This is a genomic window from Metabacillus sp. FJAT-52054 (assembly GCF_037201815.1).
GTDB lineage: Bacteria > Bacillota > Bacilli > Bacillales > Bacillaceae > Metabacillus_B > Metabacillus_B sediminis.
Window position 1 is genome coordinate 4,060,767 of sequence record NZ_CP147407.1, and the last position, 18,020, is coordinate 4,078,786.

At 45.4% G+C, this 18,020-nt stretch carries 12 protein-coding genes and 4 tRNA genes; 6 read left to right on the plus strand and 10 right to left on the minus strand.

Going from position 1 to position 18,020, the window contains the following annotated elements; all coding sequences use genetic code 11:
* Positions 1-5 precede the first annotated feature (5 nt).
* The 10 genes from yycI to WCV65_RS20900 form a co-directional block, all read right to left on the minus strand.
* Positions 6-821 carry a two-component system regulatory protein YycI gene (gene yycI, locus WCV65_RS20855; RefSeq protein WP_035410560.1) on the minus strand — a complete coding sequence of 272 codons (816 nt, stop codon included), beginning with the start codon at positions 819-821 and terminating at the stop codon, positions 6-8.
* Positions 808-2,160 carry a two-component system activity regulator YycH gene (gene yycH, locus WCV65_RS20860; RefSeq protein WP_338779147.1) on the minus strand — a complete coding sequence of 451 codons (1,353 nt, stop codon included), beginning with the start codon at positions 2,158-2,160 and terminating at the stop codon, positions 808-810. Before yycH ends, yycI begins: the two co-directional genes overlap by 14 nt.
* Positions 2,157-3,986, minus strand: coding sequence for a cell wall metabolism sensor histidine kinase WalK (walK, locus tag WCV65_RS20865; protein WP_338779150.1), 1,830 nt, complete (start codon positions 3,984-3,986; stop codon positions 2,157-2,159). Before walK ends, yycH begins: the two co-directional genes overlap by 4 nt.
* A 5-nt stretch (positions 3,987-3,991) precedes the next feature.
* Complete coding sequence (gene yycF / locus WCV65_RS20870; RefSeq protein ID WP_338779152.1) at positions 3,992-4,705, minus strand: response regulator YycF; 714 nt, start codon at positions 4,703-4,705, stop codon at positions 3,992-3,994.
* Between the two features lie 173 nt (positions 4,706-4,878).
* Positions 4,879-6,300, minus strand: coding sequence for a M23 family metallopeptidase (locus tag WCV65_RS20875; RefSeq protein WP_338779153.1), 1,422 nt, complete (start codon positions 6,298-6,300; stop codon positions 4,879-4,881).
* 313 nt (positions 6,301-6,613) lie between these two features.
* Positions 6,614-6,686: transfer RNA gene (locus tag WCV65_RS20880), tRNA-Phe, on the minus strand.
* 196 nt (positions 6,687-6,882) lie between these two features.
* Positions 6,883-6,959 (minus strand) — tRNA-Asp (locus WCV65_RS20885).
* Positions 6,960-6,976: 17 nt separating this feature from the next.
* A tRNA-Glu gene (locus WCV65_RS20890) sits at positions 6,977-7,051 on the minus strand.
* Between the two features lie 12 nt (positions 7,052-7,063).
* Positions 7,064-7,136: transfer RNA gene (locus WCV65_RS20895), tRNA-Lys, on the minus strand.
* Between the two features lie 550 nt (positions 7,137-7,686).
* Complete coding sequence (locus WCV65_RS20900; protein WP_338779155.1) at positions 7,687-8,979, minus strand: adenylosuccinate synthase; 1,293 nt, start codon at positions 8,977-8,979, stop codon at positions 7,687-7,689.
* A 561-nt stretch (positions 8,980-9,540) separates the two neighbouring features.
* On the opposite strand from WCV65_RS20900, the gene WCV65_RS20905 reads away from it, so the two are divergent.
* From WCV65_RS20905 to WCV65_RS20930, 6 genes are all read left to right on the plus strand, one after another.
* The gene (locus WCV65_RS20905; protein WP_338779157.1) at positions 9,541-10,551 is read left to right on the plus strand and encodes a LacI family DNA-binding transcriptional regulator; all 1,011 of its coding nucleotides are present in this window, start codon (positions 9,541-9,543) and stop codon (positions 10,549-10,551) included.
* Positions 10,552-10,711: 160 nt separating this feature from the next.
* On the plus strand, positions 10,712-12,025 hold the full coding sequence (locus WCV65_RS20910) for an extracellular solute-binding protein (RefSeq protein WP_338779159.1): 1,314 nt from the start codon (positions 10,712-10,714) through the stop codon (positions 12,023-12,025).
* Positions 12,026-12,087: 62 nt separating this feature from the next.
* Complete coding sequence (locus WCV65_RS20915) at positions 12,088-12,987, plus strand: sugar ABC transporter permease (protein ID WP_338779161.1); 900 nt, start codon at positions 12,088-12,090, stop codon at positions 12,985-12,987.
* 117 nt (positions 12,988-13,104) lie between these two features.
* The gene (locus tag WCV65_RS20920; protein WP_338782396.1) at positions 13,105-13,890 is read left to right on the plus strand and encodes a carbohydrate ABC transporter permease; all 786 of its coding nucleotides are present in this window, start codon (positions 13,105-13,107) and stop codon (positions 13,888-13,890) included.
* Between the two features lie 13 nt (positions 13,891-13,903).
* Positions 13,904-15,250 carry a GH1 family beta-glucosidase gene (locus WCV65_RS20925; RefSeq protein ID WP_338779163.1) on the plus strand — a complete coding sequence of 449 codons (1,347 nt, stop codon included), beginning with the start codon at positions 13,904-13,906 and terminating at the stop codon, positions 15,248-15,250.
* Positions 15,251-15,284: 34 nt separating this feature from the next.
* Positions 15,285-17,852 (plus strand): family 16 glycosylhydrolase, encoded by a 2,568-nt coding sequence (locus tag WCV65_RS20930; protein ID WP_338779165.1) that lies wholly within the window; start codon positions 15,285-15,287, stop codon positions 17,850-17,852.
* Positions 17,853-18,020: the final 168 nt, after the last annotated feature.

Sequence of the window (18,020 nt, forward strand, 5' to 3'; positions counted from 1 at the left end):
TTTATCTATTTAGTCGCTTTCTCAGGTCTGACTATCTGCCCTTCAAACGCGCTCACAAAATAATGTTCTTTGCCGTTCACCTCTACATACCAGTATGGCTGCAGGGTTTGTTTATTTGATTCCGCCTGCTCCGTATAGTAGCCCAGCTCCATTTTGGTAATCTCGCTTTTATACTTCAGGTCGTTTTCATTATACATCTGTTCAATGGCTTCAATCGCTGTAATGGTATCTTCCTGCTGTTCCTGGACTTGGTCGGATTCCATTACGTACGTTTGTTCATAGCTGATAATTTCCCTTTTGTCATTCAAATGAAGGGTGACGGCCCCAATCGGCTGATCAGATCCTTGATAAATCGTCATCCCATTGATTCGCTGGAAATAGGTAATGGCCGCTTTTTCCTGATTGTAGGACCAGAACACATACTCACTCCCGAATTTTAATGAGGAGGAAACAAAGCTATCCGCTTTGGACAAATCATCTTTTTCAATCTTGATCGGTTTTTTCAGCTTCATTTGCAGCAAGACCGATTCGGTTTCGCCAATCTGATCCTGGATATCGATCGCCGGCTCCTGATCCTTAAGAGCGGAGAGCTCTTCCTCCGTAAACTCATGCCGTTTAACGGCCAATAGCTTCAGCTCAGCGTTGTCCGGGGAAAGAGGCGGATATTTAATTTCTTCCGCCGCCAGCTGGTCTTGAATCGTCTCCTTCTGAATCGGATCATATTTGCTCGTCGTGAGCTTTTGAGAGTATTGCCAGGCAAGGAACAGGTCGAGAATAAGAAAAGCGAAAATAAAGATGGTTTTCGTTTTACTCCAATCCATCCTGTCTGCCTCCTCCCAGTGTTTTTGGATCATCAATCACACGGTAATTCCCTGATTTCGTCTCTGCATACCAAACGGGATTCACGATCACGTTCATATCTTCAGAGGACTGAAGCTCATAAGCAGGGAAGACCCTGACTACATTGTTGATGTTCATTTCTCCTTTGCTTTCAGTCAGCATCGCAAGGATTTCTTTGCCGTCCGGAAGCAAAATAGGCTCCTGACTGGAGTGCCTTTTCGTGCGGTATCCGGGACGCTCATAGCGGATGATTTCGGTACTGCCCCATTCTTGAAAAATATCCGTCCTGATGGATGGGGTTTCTTTACTGGGAAACACAGGCAGATTATTGATCAGCATCCTTAGAGTAATCTCCAAGTCCGGTGAATGACCGAAAAATACATAATCATCGGTCCAGCCGCCATGAGAGTTCAAATAATCCAGGCTTTGTTCCATGACCTTTGATAAAGCCGGTTCAATGGTTTTATCCTTTTTTCCGCCAGCTGTGTAGGTGATTTGAGAGAAGCCGCTGTCCTTTTCAATGACCATCCTTCTCGAACCATCGGTATAGACACTGTCCGATTTATTGTAGCCGCGTGAAACGTAGGAAGGGTTATTATACAGGGCCTGTTTAAAGTCTTCATCATCAATATTGCTGAAGGTATAGGAGAACCGGTTAAACACGCGTTTTTTTTCAGGGAGCATTAACACGGCGTCCTTGTTGAATGAATTTGCGAAATAACGCGGATATCCTTCTTCTTCAGCATTGCTGAAATATTGCCCCTGAAGCTGGGTTACCACGTCATGCTTCATTTTCACTTCATAAACGAGCTTGCCTTGAGTGGAGACAAAATAAACCGTTGGCGTTTTCACTCCGTCAAAAGGAATGATGATTCGGTCAAAGGCTTTGTTCACCGCTTCTTTTGTTTCCCAGTCTAAAATGCTTTGAAAGGTTTTAGAAGGGATTGTCTGGCTGAAAACCAGCTCGAGTTTTTTGCGGCCGTCCAGGCCATGGATAAACTGCAGAAACTCGGCCTCACTGTAGCGGGTTGAAAGATCGCTCGCTTCTTCAAGCTTCCAGTCGGCCATGGCTTTCCAAATTTTATCGAGCTGTTTGTCCGCCCCGTAATGGGTATTTTTATTCTCATGGTAAAAGACTTGCTGCGGCTTTACCACTTCGCTGAATTCGCGTTTGTCATCCGATAATTTTAGCGTTTCAAGATAGGTCATGCTTTCAATCGGGTCATAGGTCGGCTGAAACGTCCATATGCTCCATGTAAAAAACAGACTGACGATAATTAAAAAGCTTAAGACCAGGGTTTTCACTGTTTCCCGTTTCATTCCCAATCATCCTCTTGATTCGGATCGTACGGGAGTGTAAAAAACACAGTTGTCCCCCGTCCTTCCTTACTTTCTGCCCAAATTTCACCAGAGTGCGCCTGGACCATTTCTTTTGCAATCGCAAGGCCAAGCCCCGTTCCGCCAAGTTTCCGGGTTCTCGCTTTATCCACACGGTAAAAACGCTCGAAGATTTTTTTCACACTGTCTTTCGGAATTCCTACACCCTCATCCTTTACGCTGATGAGAAGCTCTTCCTCTAGGACCTTGATTCTAAAGGTGATTTTTCCGCCCTCAGGAGAATATTTCATCGCATTGGAGATGATGTTATCAAGGACTTGGGTAATCTTATCTGTATCAATGTCCACGTAAAGCTCTTCATTCGGTATATCGCGTTTGAATGTCACTTTTTGTGATTTCGTCATTTCAAACCGGTCTATGATTTTATTAAAAAACACCGTAAAGTTGATCCAGTCCGGTTTTATCCGGTAATCGCGGCTGTCCATCTTCGACAAATTCAGCAGATCATTGACTAACCGGATCATCCGCTCTGTTTCTGTCTGGGTCACATTCAAAAACTGGGGAGCAATTTCTTTATCCTCCCAGGCTCCTTCTGCCAAAGCATCCAGATAGCTGCGCATCGTCGTAAGCGGCGTGCGGAGTTCGTGTGAAACGTTCGCTACAAATTCTCTCCGCTCCTCATCGATCTTCTCCTGCTCGGTTACATCGTAAATAATCGCAATCAAGCCTTCAATAAATCCGCCATGCTCTTTTACAATGACAGAAAAATTGACTCGGAGAATAAGAGGTTTATCGTCAGAGCTAAAGTCAAGAAGGAGTGGCTCCTGCGATTCAATCAGCTGATCGAACTGGACTTCTTCCTCGATTTCCAGCAGCGAAGTGATTTTCATCGAAAGGGCTGTTTCATGTGAAACATTCAGCAGCTGTGCAGCCGGTTCATTGACTAGAATAACTTCGCCTTTGCGGTTGGTGGCAACGACGCCGTCCGTCATATTGGCGATGACTGATGCAAGCTTTTTCCGTTCCCCTTCTGTCTGGGAATGAGCTTCTTCAAGCTCCTCCGTCAGATGGTTAAAGCTTAAGGCAAGCTGACCGATCTCATCATTTCCATAGATCCGCACCTTGCGGCCAAAGTTTCCTTTTGCAAGCTCGAGGGCCTGTTTTCTCATATCAGAAAGAGGCCTTGTGATCGTCCTTGCGAGAAAAATCCCTACAAGAGCTGTAATAAGGAGAGAAAGTAAAGTACCAACAGCCAAAATGCTGTTAATATTCCTCATTTGCGTGAAAATCTCTTCCATAGAGGCTTCTATGTAAACAACCCCGATGATTTCTCCATCACTCTTCTTTATGGGCGTAGCATAGATTCGGATTCGTTTCTGGGTTTTAGGATCGAATACATCTTTAGGAGTTTGCAGCTCGGTTGAAAGGGCTCGGCTAATCATGATGTCGGTAATTTTCTTCCCGACTAAATCAGTGTCGGAGGTAGAGGTGGCTAGAACTCTTAAGTTGCGGTCAATGACGCGAACCTCTTCAATATCACCCGTCGTATAATCGCTTAATACATCTGCTAAGTCGTCCTCGAGTGAATCCGTCTCTTCTTTTGTACGGTCTTTATCGAATTCAACTCCAAGACTGTAGTTCAGCAAGTTGATTTGTTTATTAATGGAAATATTGAAGTTGGACTTCAGTGATTCTTCCATTTGCTTAACAAAGTACACCCCGATAATTTGCATCGCCAAAATAATCAGCAGTACAAATATCAGGGCAAATTTAAAATGGATGGAGCGAAAAAAGCCTATTTTATTCATTCAGACTACTCCTGTTCAGGATTTCGCAAATAATACCCCACGCCTCTTCTGGTCACGATCCAGTTCGGGTGGCTTGGGTTGTCTTCAATCTTTTCGCGCAAACGGCGAACGGTCACATCAACGGTACGGACATCTCCAAAATAATCATAGCCCCATACGGTTTGAAGCAAATGCTCACGCGTCATAACCTGTCCAATGTGCTTAGCCAGGTAATGCAGCAGTTCAAACTCACGGTGGGTCAATTCAATTGTTTCGCCGCGCTTCGTTACCACATACGCATCGGGATGAATAACGAGCGAACCTACGCCGATTTCATTCGTTTCACCCGCCGTGTCTTCAGTCGTTCCAACGGTATGCTGTCTGCGAAGATTGGCTTTTACCCTTGCCAAAAGCTCACGCGTGCTGAAAGGCTTCGTAACATAGTCATCTGCGCCTAATTCAAGGCCGAGGACCTTATCAATCTCCGAATCCTTCGCTGTCAGCATAATAATCGGCATATCGTATTTCTTCCGCACTTCACGGCACACTTCCATTCCGTCCCTGCTCGGAAGCATGATATCGAGAAGAATGAGATCAGGCTGGAATTCCTCAACCTGCTGCAGAGCATCGTTTCCATCATAGGAGCAATGGACATCGTATCCTTCTTTTTTCAGGTTAAATTCAAGTATATCTGCAATCGGCTTTTCATCGTCCACGACTAATATTCTTCGGTTATCCATTATTGATCGCCCCTTTTGGCCAAGGTTTCCCATTTTATATAAAGTCACTTTTTTATAGTTCTAAACAGACTAATTATACCGATAGTATGTCCTTATTTCCACCTTCTGCATGAATTCTGTCAGAAAACAAAAGAAGCTGACCTTATTGATGCACCTTAAGGTCAGCTTTCCTCTTATTGCTTTACATAATCAAGCGGATTTTCTAAATTTCCGTTTTTATATACTTCAAAATGAAGATGCATGCCAGTGGAGCGTCCTGTTGAACCCATTACCCCGATTTGCGATCCCTTTTGGACCGTATCGCCTTCAGAAACCGTAATGGAGTTGAGGTGGGCATATACTGTCTTCATGCCGTTCTGATGATCAATTTCAATTTTGTTGCCGTATGCCCCGCTTTTTCCAGCGAAAACAACTTTCCCATTATCGGCAGCTTTAATCGTCTTATCCTGCACGCCGGAAATGTCGATCCCTTTATGGGCACGGCCCCAGCGCTGTCCCTGCTTGCTCGTAATCTGGCCGCCAACAGCAGGCCAGCTCAGTGATCCATCGCCTTTCGACGTTTCCTTCGTCCCTACTTGAACAACCTGCTTAACCGGGTCTTTACGCTTTTCCTCTTTAGCCGTCGTTCTTGTTACCGTATCGCCATTTACCTTCGTATAGACGTACTCACGAAGGGCCTGTCCCGTTTCCCCTTTTTGAGAAATGCTCTCTTCTCCCTTTGGAAGATCGCCATTTTCCTGTTTCTCCTCTTCAAAAGGAATATCCTCCACCTTTGAAGATTCCTCTGTCACTTTTACTTCCATAAAAGGCTTAGGAACGACAACCATCAATGTATCTTCTGGCTTGATTGAAGTCCGGGGATCCATATTCCCGTTCAGCCTCAGCAGTTCGTCAACAGAAAGACTGAAATCCTGTGCAATCGTCTCCAGGGTATCGCCATTTTTCACGCTGTACAGGGACTCTCCCTTTGTTCCTTTCTGCAAAGCTTCAAGCCCTTGTCCGGTGTTGCGGATATCTTCAGGCTTCACCTTTTGCTCCTTAATTTCCGGGGCAGCCGAATACGTAATATCCGTAATTCGCGATTCTCCCTCTTTTATCGGCTCAAAAGGCTTGCCGCTTCTTTTATGCTCCTCAAACGCAGCGAGCTGGTCCGCCGGCATAAACTGATGAAGATAATCTCTCAGCGTTTTTTCCGCCTCTTCTTTAGAATTAAAGGAAACCGCCGTTTTACCGCCAATTACAATAGAATAGGCCTTAGCCGCTAGGTCAAGCTCATTCACGAGGTTCTGCTTAGCGCCTTCATTATCCGCTAATGGCTGAAACATCTGCTCAGGGACAATTTCCATATCCTCCACCGTCAGATTCAGACCCTTCTGATCATATTGACCGCCGGCACGCTTCACAATCTCCGCTTCCGCATCCTTTAAAACATCCTGATTATCGATGGTGCCAAGCTTCTTCCCATCTATGTATATATGATAAACCGTTGCTACCTGATCCTCCGCAGAAGCCGTTTGGCTTCCAAGCATGACTGTCGAAGTAATAATACCGCATGCAAGCGCATACTTAAATTTCGATTTATGTGGCTGGTTCATAGTCGTTGTCCCCCTGAAAACAATTCATTGCTGCTCAATAGGTTATGATTTACACCCCATCAAGCAGGGAAAAAAACGCGCCTCAAAAAGGCACCCGTTTAAGATAGCACAAACTTACTAAAACTCGCCCAATTTGCTTCCAATTGTTAAGGGATTGTGGTCAATTTGTTATAAATGGGTGGGTTTTTGTAATAATCAGGGTATTATTTAACAGGTTTACCAGTGGGTCAAATAGCATTTGGAGTGGAAAGGAGGGAGGAAGAGATGGAAAAATAATAAAAAAGACACATTCCACCGGGAACATGTCTTTGGATGGCTTGGGACGGAATCGAACCGCCGACACATGGATTTTCAGTCCATTGCTCTACCGACTGAGCTACCAAGCCATTATATAATTTTCGTCAGAGCCATTGGATATCACTTGCACAATCGCACAAATCTCAGAAAGCTTATTCAAGCAGCAGCTCCATTTGTGCGCTGAAGCATTGCTTTGCAGCTTATTCGGGCGTGCTCTACCGACTGAGCTACCAAGCCACATTTTATTAAGTTAGTACGCCACTAAATATGTATGAAGAAACAAAATGGCGGTCCGGACGGGACTCGAACCCGCGACCTCCTGCGTGACAGGCAGGCATTCTAACCAACTGAACTACCGGACCAAAAGGGGTTATATAAATGGTGACCCGTACGGGATTCGAACCCGTGTTACCGCCGTGAAAGGGCGGTGTCTTAACCGCTTGACCAACGGGCCAATATTTAGAGATGAGCCATGAAGGACTCGAACCTTCGACCCTCTGATTAAAAGTCAGATGCTCTACCGACTGAGCTAATGGCTCCCTTTTTAAACCTTGCTGCCACTTTAAACTCAGTATCAGAGCGCCTCAGCGACGTTTTTAATAATAGCATAGATTAATAGAAAGAAACAATAGTTTTTTTACAAAAATGACAAAATACTTTTTGAATCCCATATATCTTTCTTGCACGCATGATTTATTATGCTGTTTGATAGTCGGGATGTCTACTTCTTTTTAAAAGAATACAGTTATTTTACGTAGTAGATTATCTTTGGAATATCGAAGAATAGCCATTTATCTTTTTATCGGACATTCAACCTTTTATCGGACGCTTGTCATCTTATATCGGACACTCACCCCAGGATATCGGACAGTTTCTCTCCCTTATAGGACACTCCGCTGCTTTTATCGGACTTTCAATCTTTTATCGGACTCTCCTCACCTTATATCGGACACTCGCCCCGGTATATCGGGCCGTTTTCCTCATTTATCGGACTCTCCGCCGCACGTACAAAGTAAAAACCGAACAGCACTAACCTCTACTATATTAAAAAAGAGAAGCCAGCTAACTGGCTCCCCTTTTTTAAATCTATTAGTTTGCGCGGTATACGCTTCTAAGTACATTCGTTTGCGAACGATCCGGACCCACTGAGAAGATGGAAAGCGGAATTCCTGTCAGCTGTGACACGCGCTCCAGATAGTGGCGGGCATTCTCTGGAAGATCTTCAAGCGTTTTCGCTCCTGTTATGTCTTCTGTCCAGCCTGGCAGCTCTTCGTATACAGGCTCACAGTCCGCAAGTTCTTTAAGGCTTGCCGGGAAGTGTTCCATGACTTCGCCTTTGTAGCGGTAAGCAACACAGATTTTCAGTGTTTCGATGCCTGTCAGCACGTCGATGGAGTTAAGAGACAGGTCTGTAATTCCGCTGACACGGCGGGCATGGCGGACAACGACGCTGTCAAACCAGCCGACACGTCGCGGACGGCCAGTGGTTGTACCGTACTCGCGGCCGACCTCACGGATTTGGTGGCCGATCTCATTATCGAGCTCAGTAGGGAAAGGACCGTCTCCGACACGGGTTGTGTACGCTTTGGAAACTCCGACTACATGGTTGATTTTTGTTGGGCCTACGCCTGAACCGATTGTTACGCCTCCCGCTACCGGGTTGGAGGAAGTAACAAATGGATACGTACCCTGGTCGATATCAAGCATGACGCCTTGAGCTCCTTCAAACAGCACACGGCGGCCTTCATCCAATGCGTCGTTGAGGACAACGGATGTGTCGCACACGTACTTTTTGATTTGCTGGCCGTATTCGTAGTATTCATCAAGGATATCCTCGATTTTAAAGCCTTCAACCTCGTACATTTTTTCAAAAAGACGATTCTTTTCTTCTAAGTTGCGTGCAAGCTTTTCTTCAAAGGATTCACGGTCAAGAAGATCGGCGATGCGGATCCCGATTCTCGCTGCTTTATCCATATACGCAGGCCCGATTCCTTTTTTCGTCGTACCAATTTTATTTGCGCCTTTGCGGTCTTCTTCAACGGCGTCTAATTTTAAATGATAAGGAAGAATAACATGGGCACGGTTGCTGATTCTCAGATTGTCTGTGTTTACGCCTTTATCATGAAGGTAAGCGAGCTCCTGAACAAGCGCTTTCGGGTCAACCACCATTCCGTTGCCGATTACACAGATTTTATCACTGTAAAAAATTCCGGATGGAATCAAATGAAGCTTGTACGTGACTCCGTCGAATTTAATGGTATGGCCTGCGTTGTTTCCGCCTTGATAGCGAGCAATTACTTCTGCATTTTCTGAGAGGAAATCGGTGATTTTCCCTTTTCCTTCATCTCCCCACTGGGTTCCAACTACTACTGCTGAAGACATATACCTGCACCTCCGAATGCGATTTAACTTGCGATTTCAATCCATTTATATACACTAAATCCATCCAATATTGTACCAATGAGATGGAGGAAAGTCAATTTATTTTCCGAACATTAAGTAGGTCGGTGGTTATTTTTGTTCGTGAATAGGAGAATGGATGCAGATAGTAAATAGATGGGGGTTTGTTTACATAACGCCGGGTCTATCCCGCTCTCCTTCACCGCATAAGGGGACAGAGGCAGTCTCATGTAAACCGGTGCGCCTCCTGGGTTTGTGAAGGATGGTGCCAGAGCTTTAGCCTGATAGCAAATGACGGGACTGGCACGGTGCCAGTCCCGTTTTGCTTCACCGCAGCCGGGGACAGAGGCTGTACTGGCTGAGACCTTGATACATAAGGTTTGAGTAGAGGCGGTGCCGGAGCTTTCGTTCTTTAGCTGAGTGCGGGTCAGATCCCAAGCTATGTCACCCGTCCAAAATATCCAAAAAATTCTCTTGCCTATTCTAAGTTCACACCCTTATAATACAAATTAACGAAAGCGCTTTCGATAAGAGGAGATTAGGATGACCACGATCTATGATGTAGCAAAAAAAGCTGGGGTTTCCAGTACAACCGTTTCAAAAGCATTAAATAATTATCCGGATGTGAGCGAGAAAACAAAGAATGTCATTTTGACTGTAGCAGCGGAGATGGGTTACTTGCCTAATTCTCACGCCCAGTCCCTTTCCACCAAAAAAACATGGTCAATTGGAGTCATGTTTACGGAGGAAAATGAAGTGGGGATGAAGCATCCATTCTTTAATGCTGTCATTGAAAGTTTTCGCAAGCATGCGGAAAATGAAGGGTATGACCTCATTTTCCCTTCCAGAAATCTCCGCAACCGGAATACGACCTATCTGGAGCATTTTACATACAGAGGTGTGGATGGCATTATCATCATCTGCTCTGACCAAAATGATCCCCAGGTGCTGGAAATTCTGGACAGCAACATTCCTATTGTCGTGATTGACATGAATGAGGTTAACAGCAGTGTCGTTTATTCTGATAATGTGACTGGAGCTGAGACTGCAGTAGATTACCTCATATCACTCGGCCACCGCAAGATTGCCCATATTTCAGGTGATTCCGAAACATTTACTGGTGAGGCAAGAATTAATGGGTACGAGAAGGCAATGAAGAAAAGCAGTCTTGCTATACCTGAAGGATATCTTGTAAACGGAGGGATGTTCTCCATTCAGGAAGGCAGAGCAGCAATGGAACAGCTTTTAAAACTGAAGGATCGTCCTACAGCCATTTTCATAGCTGGAGACCAAATGGCAATTGGGGCAATGGAAACCATTAAAGACCATGGTCTTGCTGTTCCGGATGATTTTTCGATTGTTGGTTTTGACGATATTGAAATGGCGAGCTATGTAACACCTAAATTAACCACGATCAAACAGGATACAGATGCACTTGGTGCACAGGCAGCGAGTCTGCTTGTGAGTCAGATTGTCCAGAAAAAGAAATCAATAAAATCTGAAATGATTCCAATTCAATTAATAGAACGCGAATCCTGCCGAGCTTTAACCTAATTTTTTTTAATTTTTATAGTAACCGCTTTCAGTATATTTTTTTGCAGTTAAACGAAACCGCTTTCGGTTATATGTTTATTTTTTTTACAAAAATCGAAACCGCTTTCGAACAGTAAGTAAAGCACTTATTTTCCAATACCATTTGAAAAGGGGCTACATGATGAAGAAAACACTGAGTATGTTTTTATCGCTTGTTTTACTAGTCGGCGTTTTGGCAGGCTGTTCAGGTTCACAAAGTGCAAACGGATCAAAAGGCGGTAAAGACATTGATTTGAGAATCTGGTCATTTACAGATGAATTGAAGAAGCCTATTAAAAAATTTGAAGAAAAGAATGGCGTGAAGGTGGAGCTGACCATCGTTCCGATTGCAGACTATCCAACGAAGCTAAGGCCGGTTCTTGAAAGCGGCGTGGGAGCTCCTGACGTATTTACGGGTGAGCTTGCCTTTATTAAGCAATGGGTGGATGCGGGATATTGGGAAGACCTTTCAAAATCCCCATACGATGCTGAAAAGTTATCAGATCAATACATTCCTTACGTATTTGATATGGGAAAAGACAAGGATGGCAAGGTGCGAGCTCTTTCCTGGCAGACGACTCCAGGCGGTGTTTATTACAAGCGAAGCATTGCGAAAGAGGTTCTTGGAACGGATGATCCTGCTGAAGTCGGGAAAATGATGTCTTCTATGGACAGTGTGTTTGCAACAGCAGAAAAATTGAAAGCGAAAGGCTACCGCATGTTCCCGGATGAGGGCGCAATCCGCTGGTTTGCTCAAGGCGATGCACCTGAACCATGGGTAAATGATAAAAATGAGCTGCAGCTGACTGACAGAAAAGTTGAATTTATGGACTATGCAAAAGAAATGAAGACGAAAGGCTACACAGCCAATGCTGCAGAATGGTCCCCATCGTGGTTCGAATCCATGGATAAAGCCGTGAAGGTTAAAGAGAACGGAAAGACAGTTGAAACCAATGTGTTCTCCTATGTACTTCCTACTTGGGGTCTGCATAGTGTTTTGAAAACAAATGTAAAAAAATCCACGGGTGATTGGGCAGTTACAAGCGGTCCGAGTCCATATTTCTGGGGCGGTTCATGGCTTGGTGTTTACAGCAAATCAAAGAACAAGGAACTGGCTTACGATTTCGTGAAAATGATGACGCAGGATAAAGACTTCCTTAAGGATTGGGCGAAAGAAACAGGAGATGTTCTATCCTACCTTCCTGTTACAGATGAAATTAAAGGTGATTTCAAGGATGAATTTCTTGGCGGGCAAAATAATTATCAATTCTTCCTTGATCAGGCTCAAAATATTAAGCCGGGAATCGTAACGAAGTATGATCAGCAGCTTGATACCCTTTACGGCAATGCGGTTAAACAATATACGGATGGAAAAAAATCCAAGGATGACGCGATTAAAGAGTTTTATATGAAAGCGAAAAATGCGTATCCGGATTTAACGGTTCCAAATAAATGATAAGCAGCAAGCGGCTTAACAAGCTTTAGGCCGCTTGTACTTCTTGAAAGAGAGGGAAAAAGGTGAAAAATTTAAACCGGTATGGGTACTTTTTTATCGCACCGTTTTGGCTGGTCTTCTTAGTATTCAGTATCTATCCAGTTGCGCTCACGTTTTATTACAGCTTTACGAATTATACCGGCAGCGGAACTGCTGAGGTTGTCGGATTAGCGAATTATACACGTCTTTTAACGGATTCCTTCTTCGTGCAGGCCTTTGTCAACACGCTGAAAATCTGGGGCATTAATTTTGCTTTGCAAATGGGACTTGCGTTGATTCTTGCCGCCATTTTTTCCGATATGCGGCTAAAAATGAAGGGCCAATCGTTTTTCCGGGCAATTTTTTATCTGCCAAATTTGATAACGGTCAGCTCCGTTGCTCTATTATTCGGGATTCTGCTGGATTGGCAGCATGGCTCGCTGAACGTTGTTCTTATGAACCTCGGATTGATATCTGATCCAATTAACTGGCTGAATGAACCAGCCACCGCTCAAATTTCCGTTTCCCTGATCTTAACGTGGATGTGGTTCGGACATTCCTTTATTGTCATCATGGCTGGGATTTCCGGAATCTCCACTGACTATTTCGAAGCCGCTCTGATCGATGGCGCAAACCGCTGGCAAACACTTGTCAGCATTACCCTGCCTTTATTAAAACCGATTCTTTTGTATATCATGATTACCTCTCTCATTGGTGGTCTTCAATTATTCGATCTTCCTATGCTGATTACCGATGGCATCGGATCGCCGGACGGATCGCTGAACACGATGGTTCTGTATTTATACAATCAGGCATTCAAGTACAACAACTATGGCTATGCTTCCGCAGTTGCTTACGGATTGTTTATCATCACAGTCATTTTCTCTGCCGTTGTCTTCAGATCGATGTACAGCAGCGAACGAAAACAAGCAAGGCAGGTGTAAAAAATGATTGAAACGAACAAAACCATTCCTACTGAATTGAAATCAAAGCCTGTCTCTCTTCAGCCAAAGCCTAAAGGCGGAAAAGACCGGATCATCAAAGGGATTCTTTACATCGGCATGACCGTTTTAGCCATTGTTTGCTTTGTTCCTTTCCTGATGATGCTCGTTAATGCCACGCGCTCCAATGAAGCGATATTAACAGGCTTTACTCTCGTACCCGGCAATGCACTTCTCGAAAACTATCAAACGATGATGGATTATGTGAATGTGTGGACAGGCTTTAAAAACAGTCTTTTCATCTCCGTTCTTGTAACGATCCTGACGGGGTATTTTTCGGCCCTGACTGCATACGGATTCGCTTTTTACACGTTTAAAGGGAATAATTTCCTCTTCGTTTTCATGCTCGTCATGATGATGGTGCCCGGACAGCTTGGTTTAATTGGATTTTATGAATTGTCCAAGACATTAGGAATTCTTGATACGTATATTCCGCTCATTGTCCCGGCTGTCGCAAGCCCGTTTGTTGTATTTTTCCTGAGGCAATATATTTTGACGACTCTTCATCCGAGTTTAATAGAAGCAGCAAGAATCGATGGGGCTAGTGAGTTTAAGATTTTTCACATTGTTGCCATCCCCATCATGATGCCTGCTATTGCAACAATGTCGATTTTCACCTTTATCGGATCCTGGAACAACTACATTATGCCTTTAGTGCTGATCTTCTCTCCGGAAAAGTACACCTTGCCGGTTTTAATGGGATTTTTAAAAGGTTCTCAAGTCGCTCAAAATCTCGGATCCATGTATCTTGGCATTGCCATTTCAGTCGTGCCGATCATGATTGCGTTTCTATTCTTATCTAAATACATCATTAACAGCATCTCAGCTGGAGCCATCAAAGAATAAGGAGTGAAGTGAAGTGAATTTTTCTAAAGAGTTTATTTTCGGTACAGCAACGTCTTCCTATCAGATTGAAGGAGCACATAACGAAGGCGGAAGGACCCCTTCGATTTGGGATACATTCTGCGACACCCCCGGAAAGGTTTATGAGCAGCACAACGGAAATACGGCATGTGACCACTACCACCGTTTCGAGGAAGATATTCAGATCATCAAAAACCTGGGCGTCGATGCTTATCGCTTCTCCATTGCCTGGCCTCGTATTTTCCCTAAGAAAGGCGAGTACAACGCAGAAGGAATGGCTTTTTATAAAAACCTGGCGAAGCGTCTTCAGGGAGAAGGCATCAAGCCTGCGGTTACGCTTTATCACTGGGACCTGCCTATGTGGGTGCATGAAGAAGGCGGCTGGACAAACCGTGAATCTGTGAAATGGTTCCTCGATTACACAAGAGCATGCTTTACAGAGCTTGATCATCTCGTTGATTCCTGGATTACGCACAATGAGCCTTGGTGCGCGGGCTTTCTTGGCTATCATCAGGGCGTTCATGCACCAGGCCATACGAACATGGAAGAAGCCGTTAAAGCCGTTCATCACATGCTGCTTTCACACGGAGAAGCTGTGAACATGCTGAAACAGGAGTTTTCATCCCTCACTCCAATCGGTATTACGCTGAACCTGTCCCCTGTTTATGCAGCGTCCGATTCAGCGAACGATTTGCTTGCTGCGAATAATGCGGATGGCTATTCTAACAGATGGTTCCTGGATCCGATTTTCAAAGGCAGCTATCCGGCAGATATGATGAATCTCTTTTCTAAATACGTTCACTCCTATGATTTTATTAAACAAGGAGACTTGGAAACCATTTCGGTTCCATGTGACTTTTTCGGGATTAACTACTACAGCCGGGCCATCGTTGAATTCAGCGCAGCCCAAGATTTCATGAGCAAAGGCGCTTATTCGGATTATGAGAAAACCGGGATGGGCTGGGACATCGCTCCGGATGAATTTAAAGACCTGATTATCAGACTCCGTAAAGAATACACGGACCTCCCAATCTACATAACGGAGAATGGGGCCGCCTATGATGATGAGGTGGAGAATGGCAGAGTACATGATTCCCTTCGCACCGATTATATTGAAAAGCACCTTCAAGCCGTCTCTGATTTAAATGAGATGGGCATGAATATTCAAGGCTACTACTTGTGGTCCCTGCTCGATAACTTTGAATGGAGCTTCGGCTATGACAAACGTTTTGGCATGATTTATGTGGACTTTGATTCTCAGGAACGAATCTGGAAGGACAGTGCCTATCGGTATGCAGAAATCATTAAGCAGCGGACACCTTCCTTGCAGATCGGTTCTTAATTCGCCTTTTGGACAAAATCAAGGAGGTAAAGAGATGCGCAAATTAACAGGTATGATGATTTCCTGCATGCTGATTGCAGGGTTTACAGGCCCTGCACAGGCTGCAGGCAGCAAGGAGGCGATCCCGTTCCATCCCGTTGCGATTAAGGGGAAGGATCATGGGACAGCTAAACTGATTATCCCCGTTCCAAAATCGCATCACGTGGCCGTAAAGGTATCAAATGAACCGTTCGGCAAAGTTAAAACCGGCGATTTGGCGCCGAAAGGACGAACGGTCACGAATCCATACCTCTCCGGTTCTGACCTGACAGGTGTTGATCCGAAAATCAACAAGTATGCAGGCGTTTATCTGTTGGATTCAGCGAATCGGGTCCTTGATTTTGAACAGATTGCCTTGAAGGAAAACCAGATCCAAAAGGAAAACTGGAATCTTGTATGGCAGGATGAATTTGACGGATCCGCGATCAATGAAAGCAAGTGGAATTTTATCCAGGGAGGCGGCGGCTACGGGAATAATGAGCTTCAAAATTATACGAACCGCTCAAAAAACGCCCGTCTGGAGAATGGTTCCCTTGTTATTGAAGCGCATAAAGAGGCTCTGGGCGGCAATGAGTATACGTCTGCCAAATTGACCACGCAAAACAAAGGCGACTGGACGTACGGCCGCTACGAAATTCGTGCGAAGCTCCCAAAAGGCCAGGGCATGTGGCCGGCAATCTGGATGATGCCGACAGACTATGATCTATACTCAGGGTGGCCTGCCTCAGGAGAAATTGACATTATGGAATTGCTCGGACACGCTCCGAATGAAGTGCATGGCACGCTGCATTATGGACTGCCATGGAAAAACACAGGGGAGATGTACCGCCTTCCGCAAGGCGCGAAGGATTTCTCAGAAGCCTATCACACCTTCTCGATTGACTGGGAGCCTGGTGAAATTAGATGGTACGTGGATGGCGTTCTTTATGCAAAGCAAAATGACTGGTACAGCAAAAATGAAAATGCTGCTGCACCCTACACGTATCCCGCTCCCTTCGACCGTGACTTTTTCCTTCAGCTGAACGTGGCTGTTGGCGGAAACTGGCCCGGTTATCCGGATAGCACTACGGTCTTCCCAAGCCGGATGCTCGTCGATTATGTAAGAGTGTATGAATTGGACGGAAAGTATCGCGAGGCCGGGGAAAGACCGGTCGCTGAAGAGACAGCTGCGGATCTTCGTCCCCCGCTAGCTGACGGAAACTATGTGTATAACGGGGAGTTCGAGGCCGGCCTCAATGAGTGGAAGTTCCAGCCGTTTGAGCCTTCCAGCCTGTTTGGAGGAGAAGGAACGGCAGAATCCGTGAACGGTGAAGCAAAAATCAGCATCACGAAACCAGGGAATGCCGTACATGCCATCCAATTTGTGCAGCCTGCCCTTCCGATTGAAAAGGGAGAGCGCTATAAACTGACATTTGATGCCCGGTCTACTGGCCCTCGTGCGGCTGGTATCAATATTTCGGGTCCCGAACGCAGCTATACGAGATATTTATCCGATCAAACTCTTTCCCTTACGGACAAGATGCAGTCCTTTAGCTATGAGTTTACGATGGAAAGCGAGACGGATCCTCATGCGCGTCTGGAATTTAATCTGGGCCAGGGCTCGGATCTTCCAGTTTGGATAGACCATGTAAAGCTCGTAAAGCTTCCAAAGGATCCGAACGCACCGAAAAAGGTACTACCTAACGGAAACTATATTTACAACGGAACCTTTGACCAGGGGACGGCGCGCATGGAGTTCTGGGACCTTGCCGCGGATAAAGGATCTAAAGCCGAGGCTTCAGTCGGTGAAGCCATTCCGGAACGCAAGCTTCATGTGGATATTAAGCGCACCGGAAGCTACGCTGATGCGATTCGCTTAAGTCAAAACAAGCTGAATCTTGAAGAGGACGCGGCCTATATCCTGACCTTTGACGCAAAAGCGGATGCAAAGCGGAATATCGGATTCCAGATTACAAATGAGAACCGCTCAGCCTTTTATACGAAAACCGAACAAATCCCGCTTACAGCAGACTTGAAATCCTACCGATTGCTGATTCAGCCTTCGGAAAGCGATCCGAACAGTGTGATCGAATTTCTTTTAGGCGGAAATCGTGCGGGCGTAACGATTGATAACATTGCAATGAAACGCCTTGCCAAACCGGCTGTACTTGAACCATTAGGTACCCGCATTGAAGCGGAAAACTATCAGGACATGTTCGGCGTGCAAAACGGCCTAACCAGTGTCGGCTGGATTGACGAAGGCGACTGGATGCAATATGCCGTTGACGTCAAGGAAGCTGGGGAATATACGGTTACATTTCTTGCAGCATCCGGTCGAGACGGCGGGAAATTCACTCTTCTCAGAAAAGTAGGAAACCAGTACACAGGCGATCTGCCTCAAGGCGAGATTAAACTGGAACAGGCAGATGCCAGAGCTGAGGCGAACATCCCGCAGACCGGCGGATGGGATACGTGGAAAACCTTCGAAACCAGCATCCGTCTGGAAAAAGGCATCCAAACCCTGCAGGTTTATGCACCGAATGCTAATTTGGATTGGATGGAGTTTAGGAAGGTTGGAGAATAAGGCAGCCCCGCTTCTTTTGGAGGAGCGGGGTTTTTCGGTGTGTAAGCGTAGTGCGGTTGACGGCAGGTGCACTGTGCACTGACCCCCATTGAATCACCGCACAGGGGGACAGAGCAAAAAACATGCCATCCGGCTCCTAGTATACAATCAGAAAGCGGGGGGACGGAG

What these genes read in the sequence shown, in the direction of transcription:
- WCV65_RS20910 (WP_338779159.1), top strand. Translation starts at nt 10,712, where the DNA reads ATGAAGAAAACACTGAGTATGTTTTTATCGCTTGTTTTACTAGTCGGC.
- yycF (WP_338779152.1), bottom strand. Translation starts at nt 4,705, where the DNA reads ATGGATAACCGAAGAATATTAGTCGTGGACGATGAAAAGCCGATTGCA.
- WCV65_RS20920 (WP_338782396.1), top strand. Translation starts at nt 13,105, where the DNA reads ATGACCGTTTTAGCCATTGTTTGCTTTGTTCCTTTCCTGATGATGCTC.
- yycI (WP_035410560.1), bottom strand. Translation starts at nt 821, where the DNA reads ATGGATTGGAGTAAAACGAAAACCATCTTTATTTTCGCTTTTCTTATT.
- WCV65_RS20875 (WP_338779153.1), bottom strand. Translation starts at nt 6,300, where the DNA reads ATGAACCAGCCACATAAATCGAAATTTAAGTATGCGCTTGCATGCGGT.
- WCV65_RS20900 (WP_338779155.1), bottom strand. Translation starts at nt 8,979, where the DNA reads ATGTCTTCAGCAGTAGTAGTTGGAACCCAGTGGGGAGATGAAGGAAAA.
- yycH (WP_338779147.1), bottom strand. Translation starts at nt 2,160, where the DNA reads ATGAAACGGGAAACAGTGAAAACCCTGGTCTTAAGCTTTTTAATTATC.
- WCV65_RS20905 (WP_338779157.1), top strand. Translation starts at nt 9,541, where the DNA reads ATGACCACGATCTATGATGTAGCAAAAAAAGCTGGGGTTTCCAGTACA.
- WCV65_RS20930 (WP_338779165.1), top strand. Translation starts at nt 15,285, where the DNA reads ATGCGCAAATTAACAGGTATGATGATTTCCTGCATGCTGATTGCAGGG.
- walK (WP_338779150.1), bottom strand. Translation starts at nt 3,986, where the DNA reads ATGAATAAAATAGGCTTTTTTCGCTCCATCCATTTTAAATTTGCCCTG.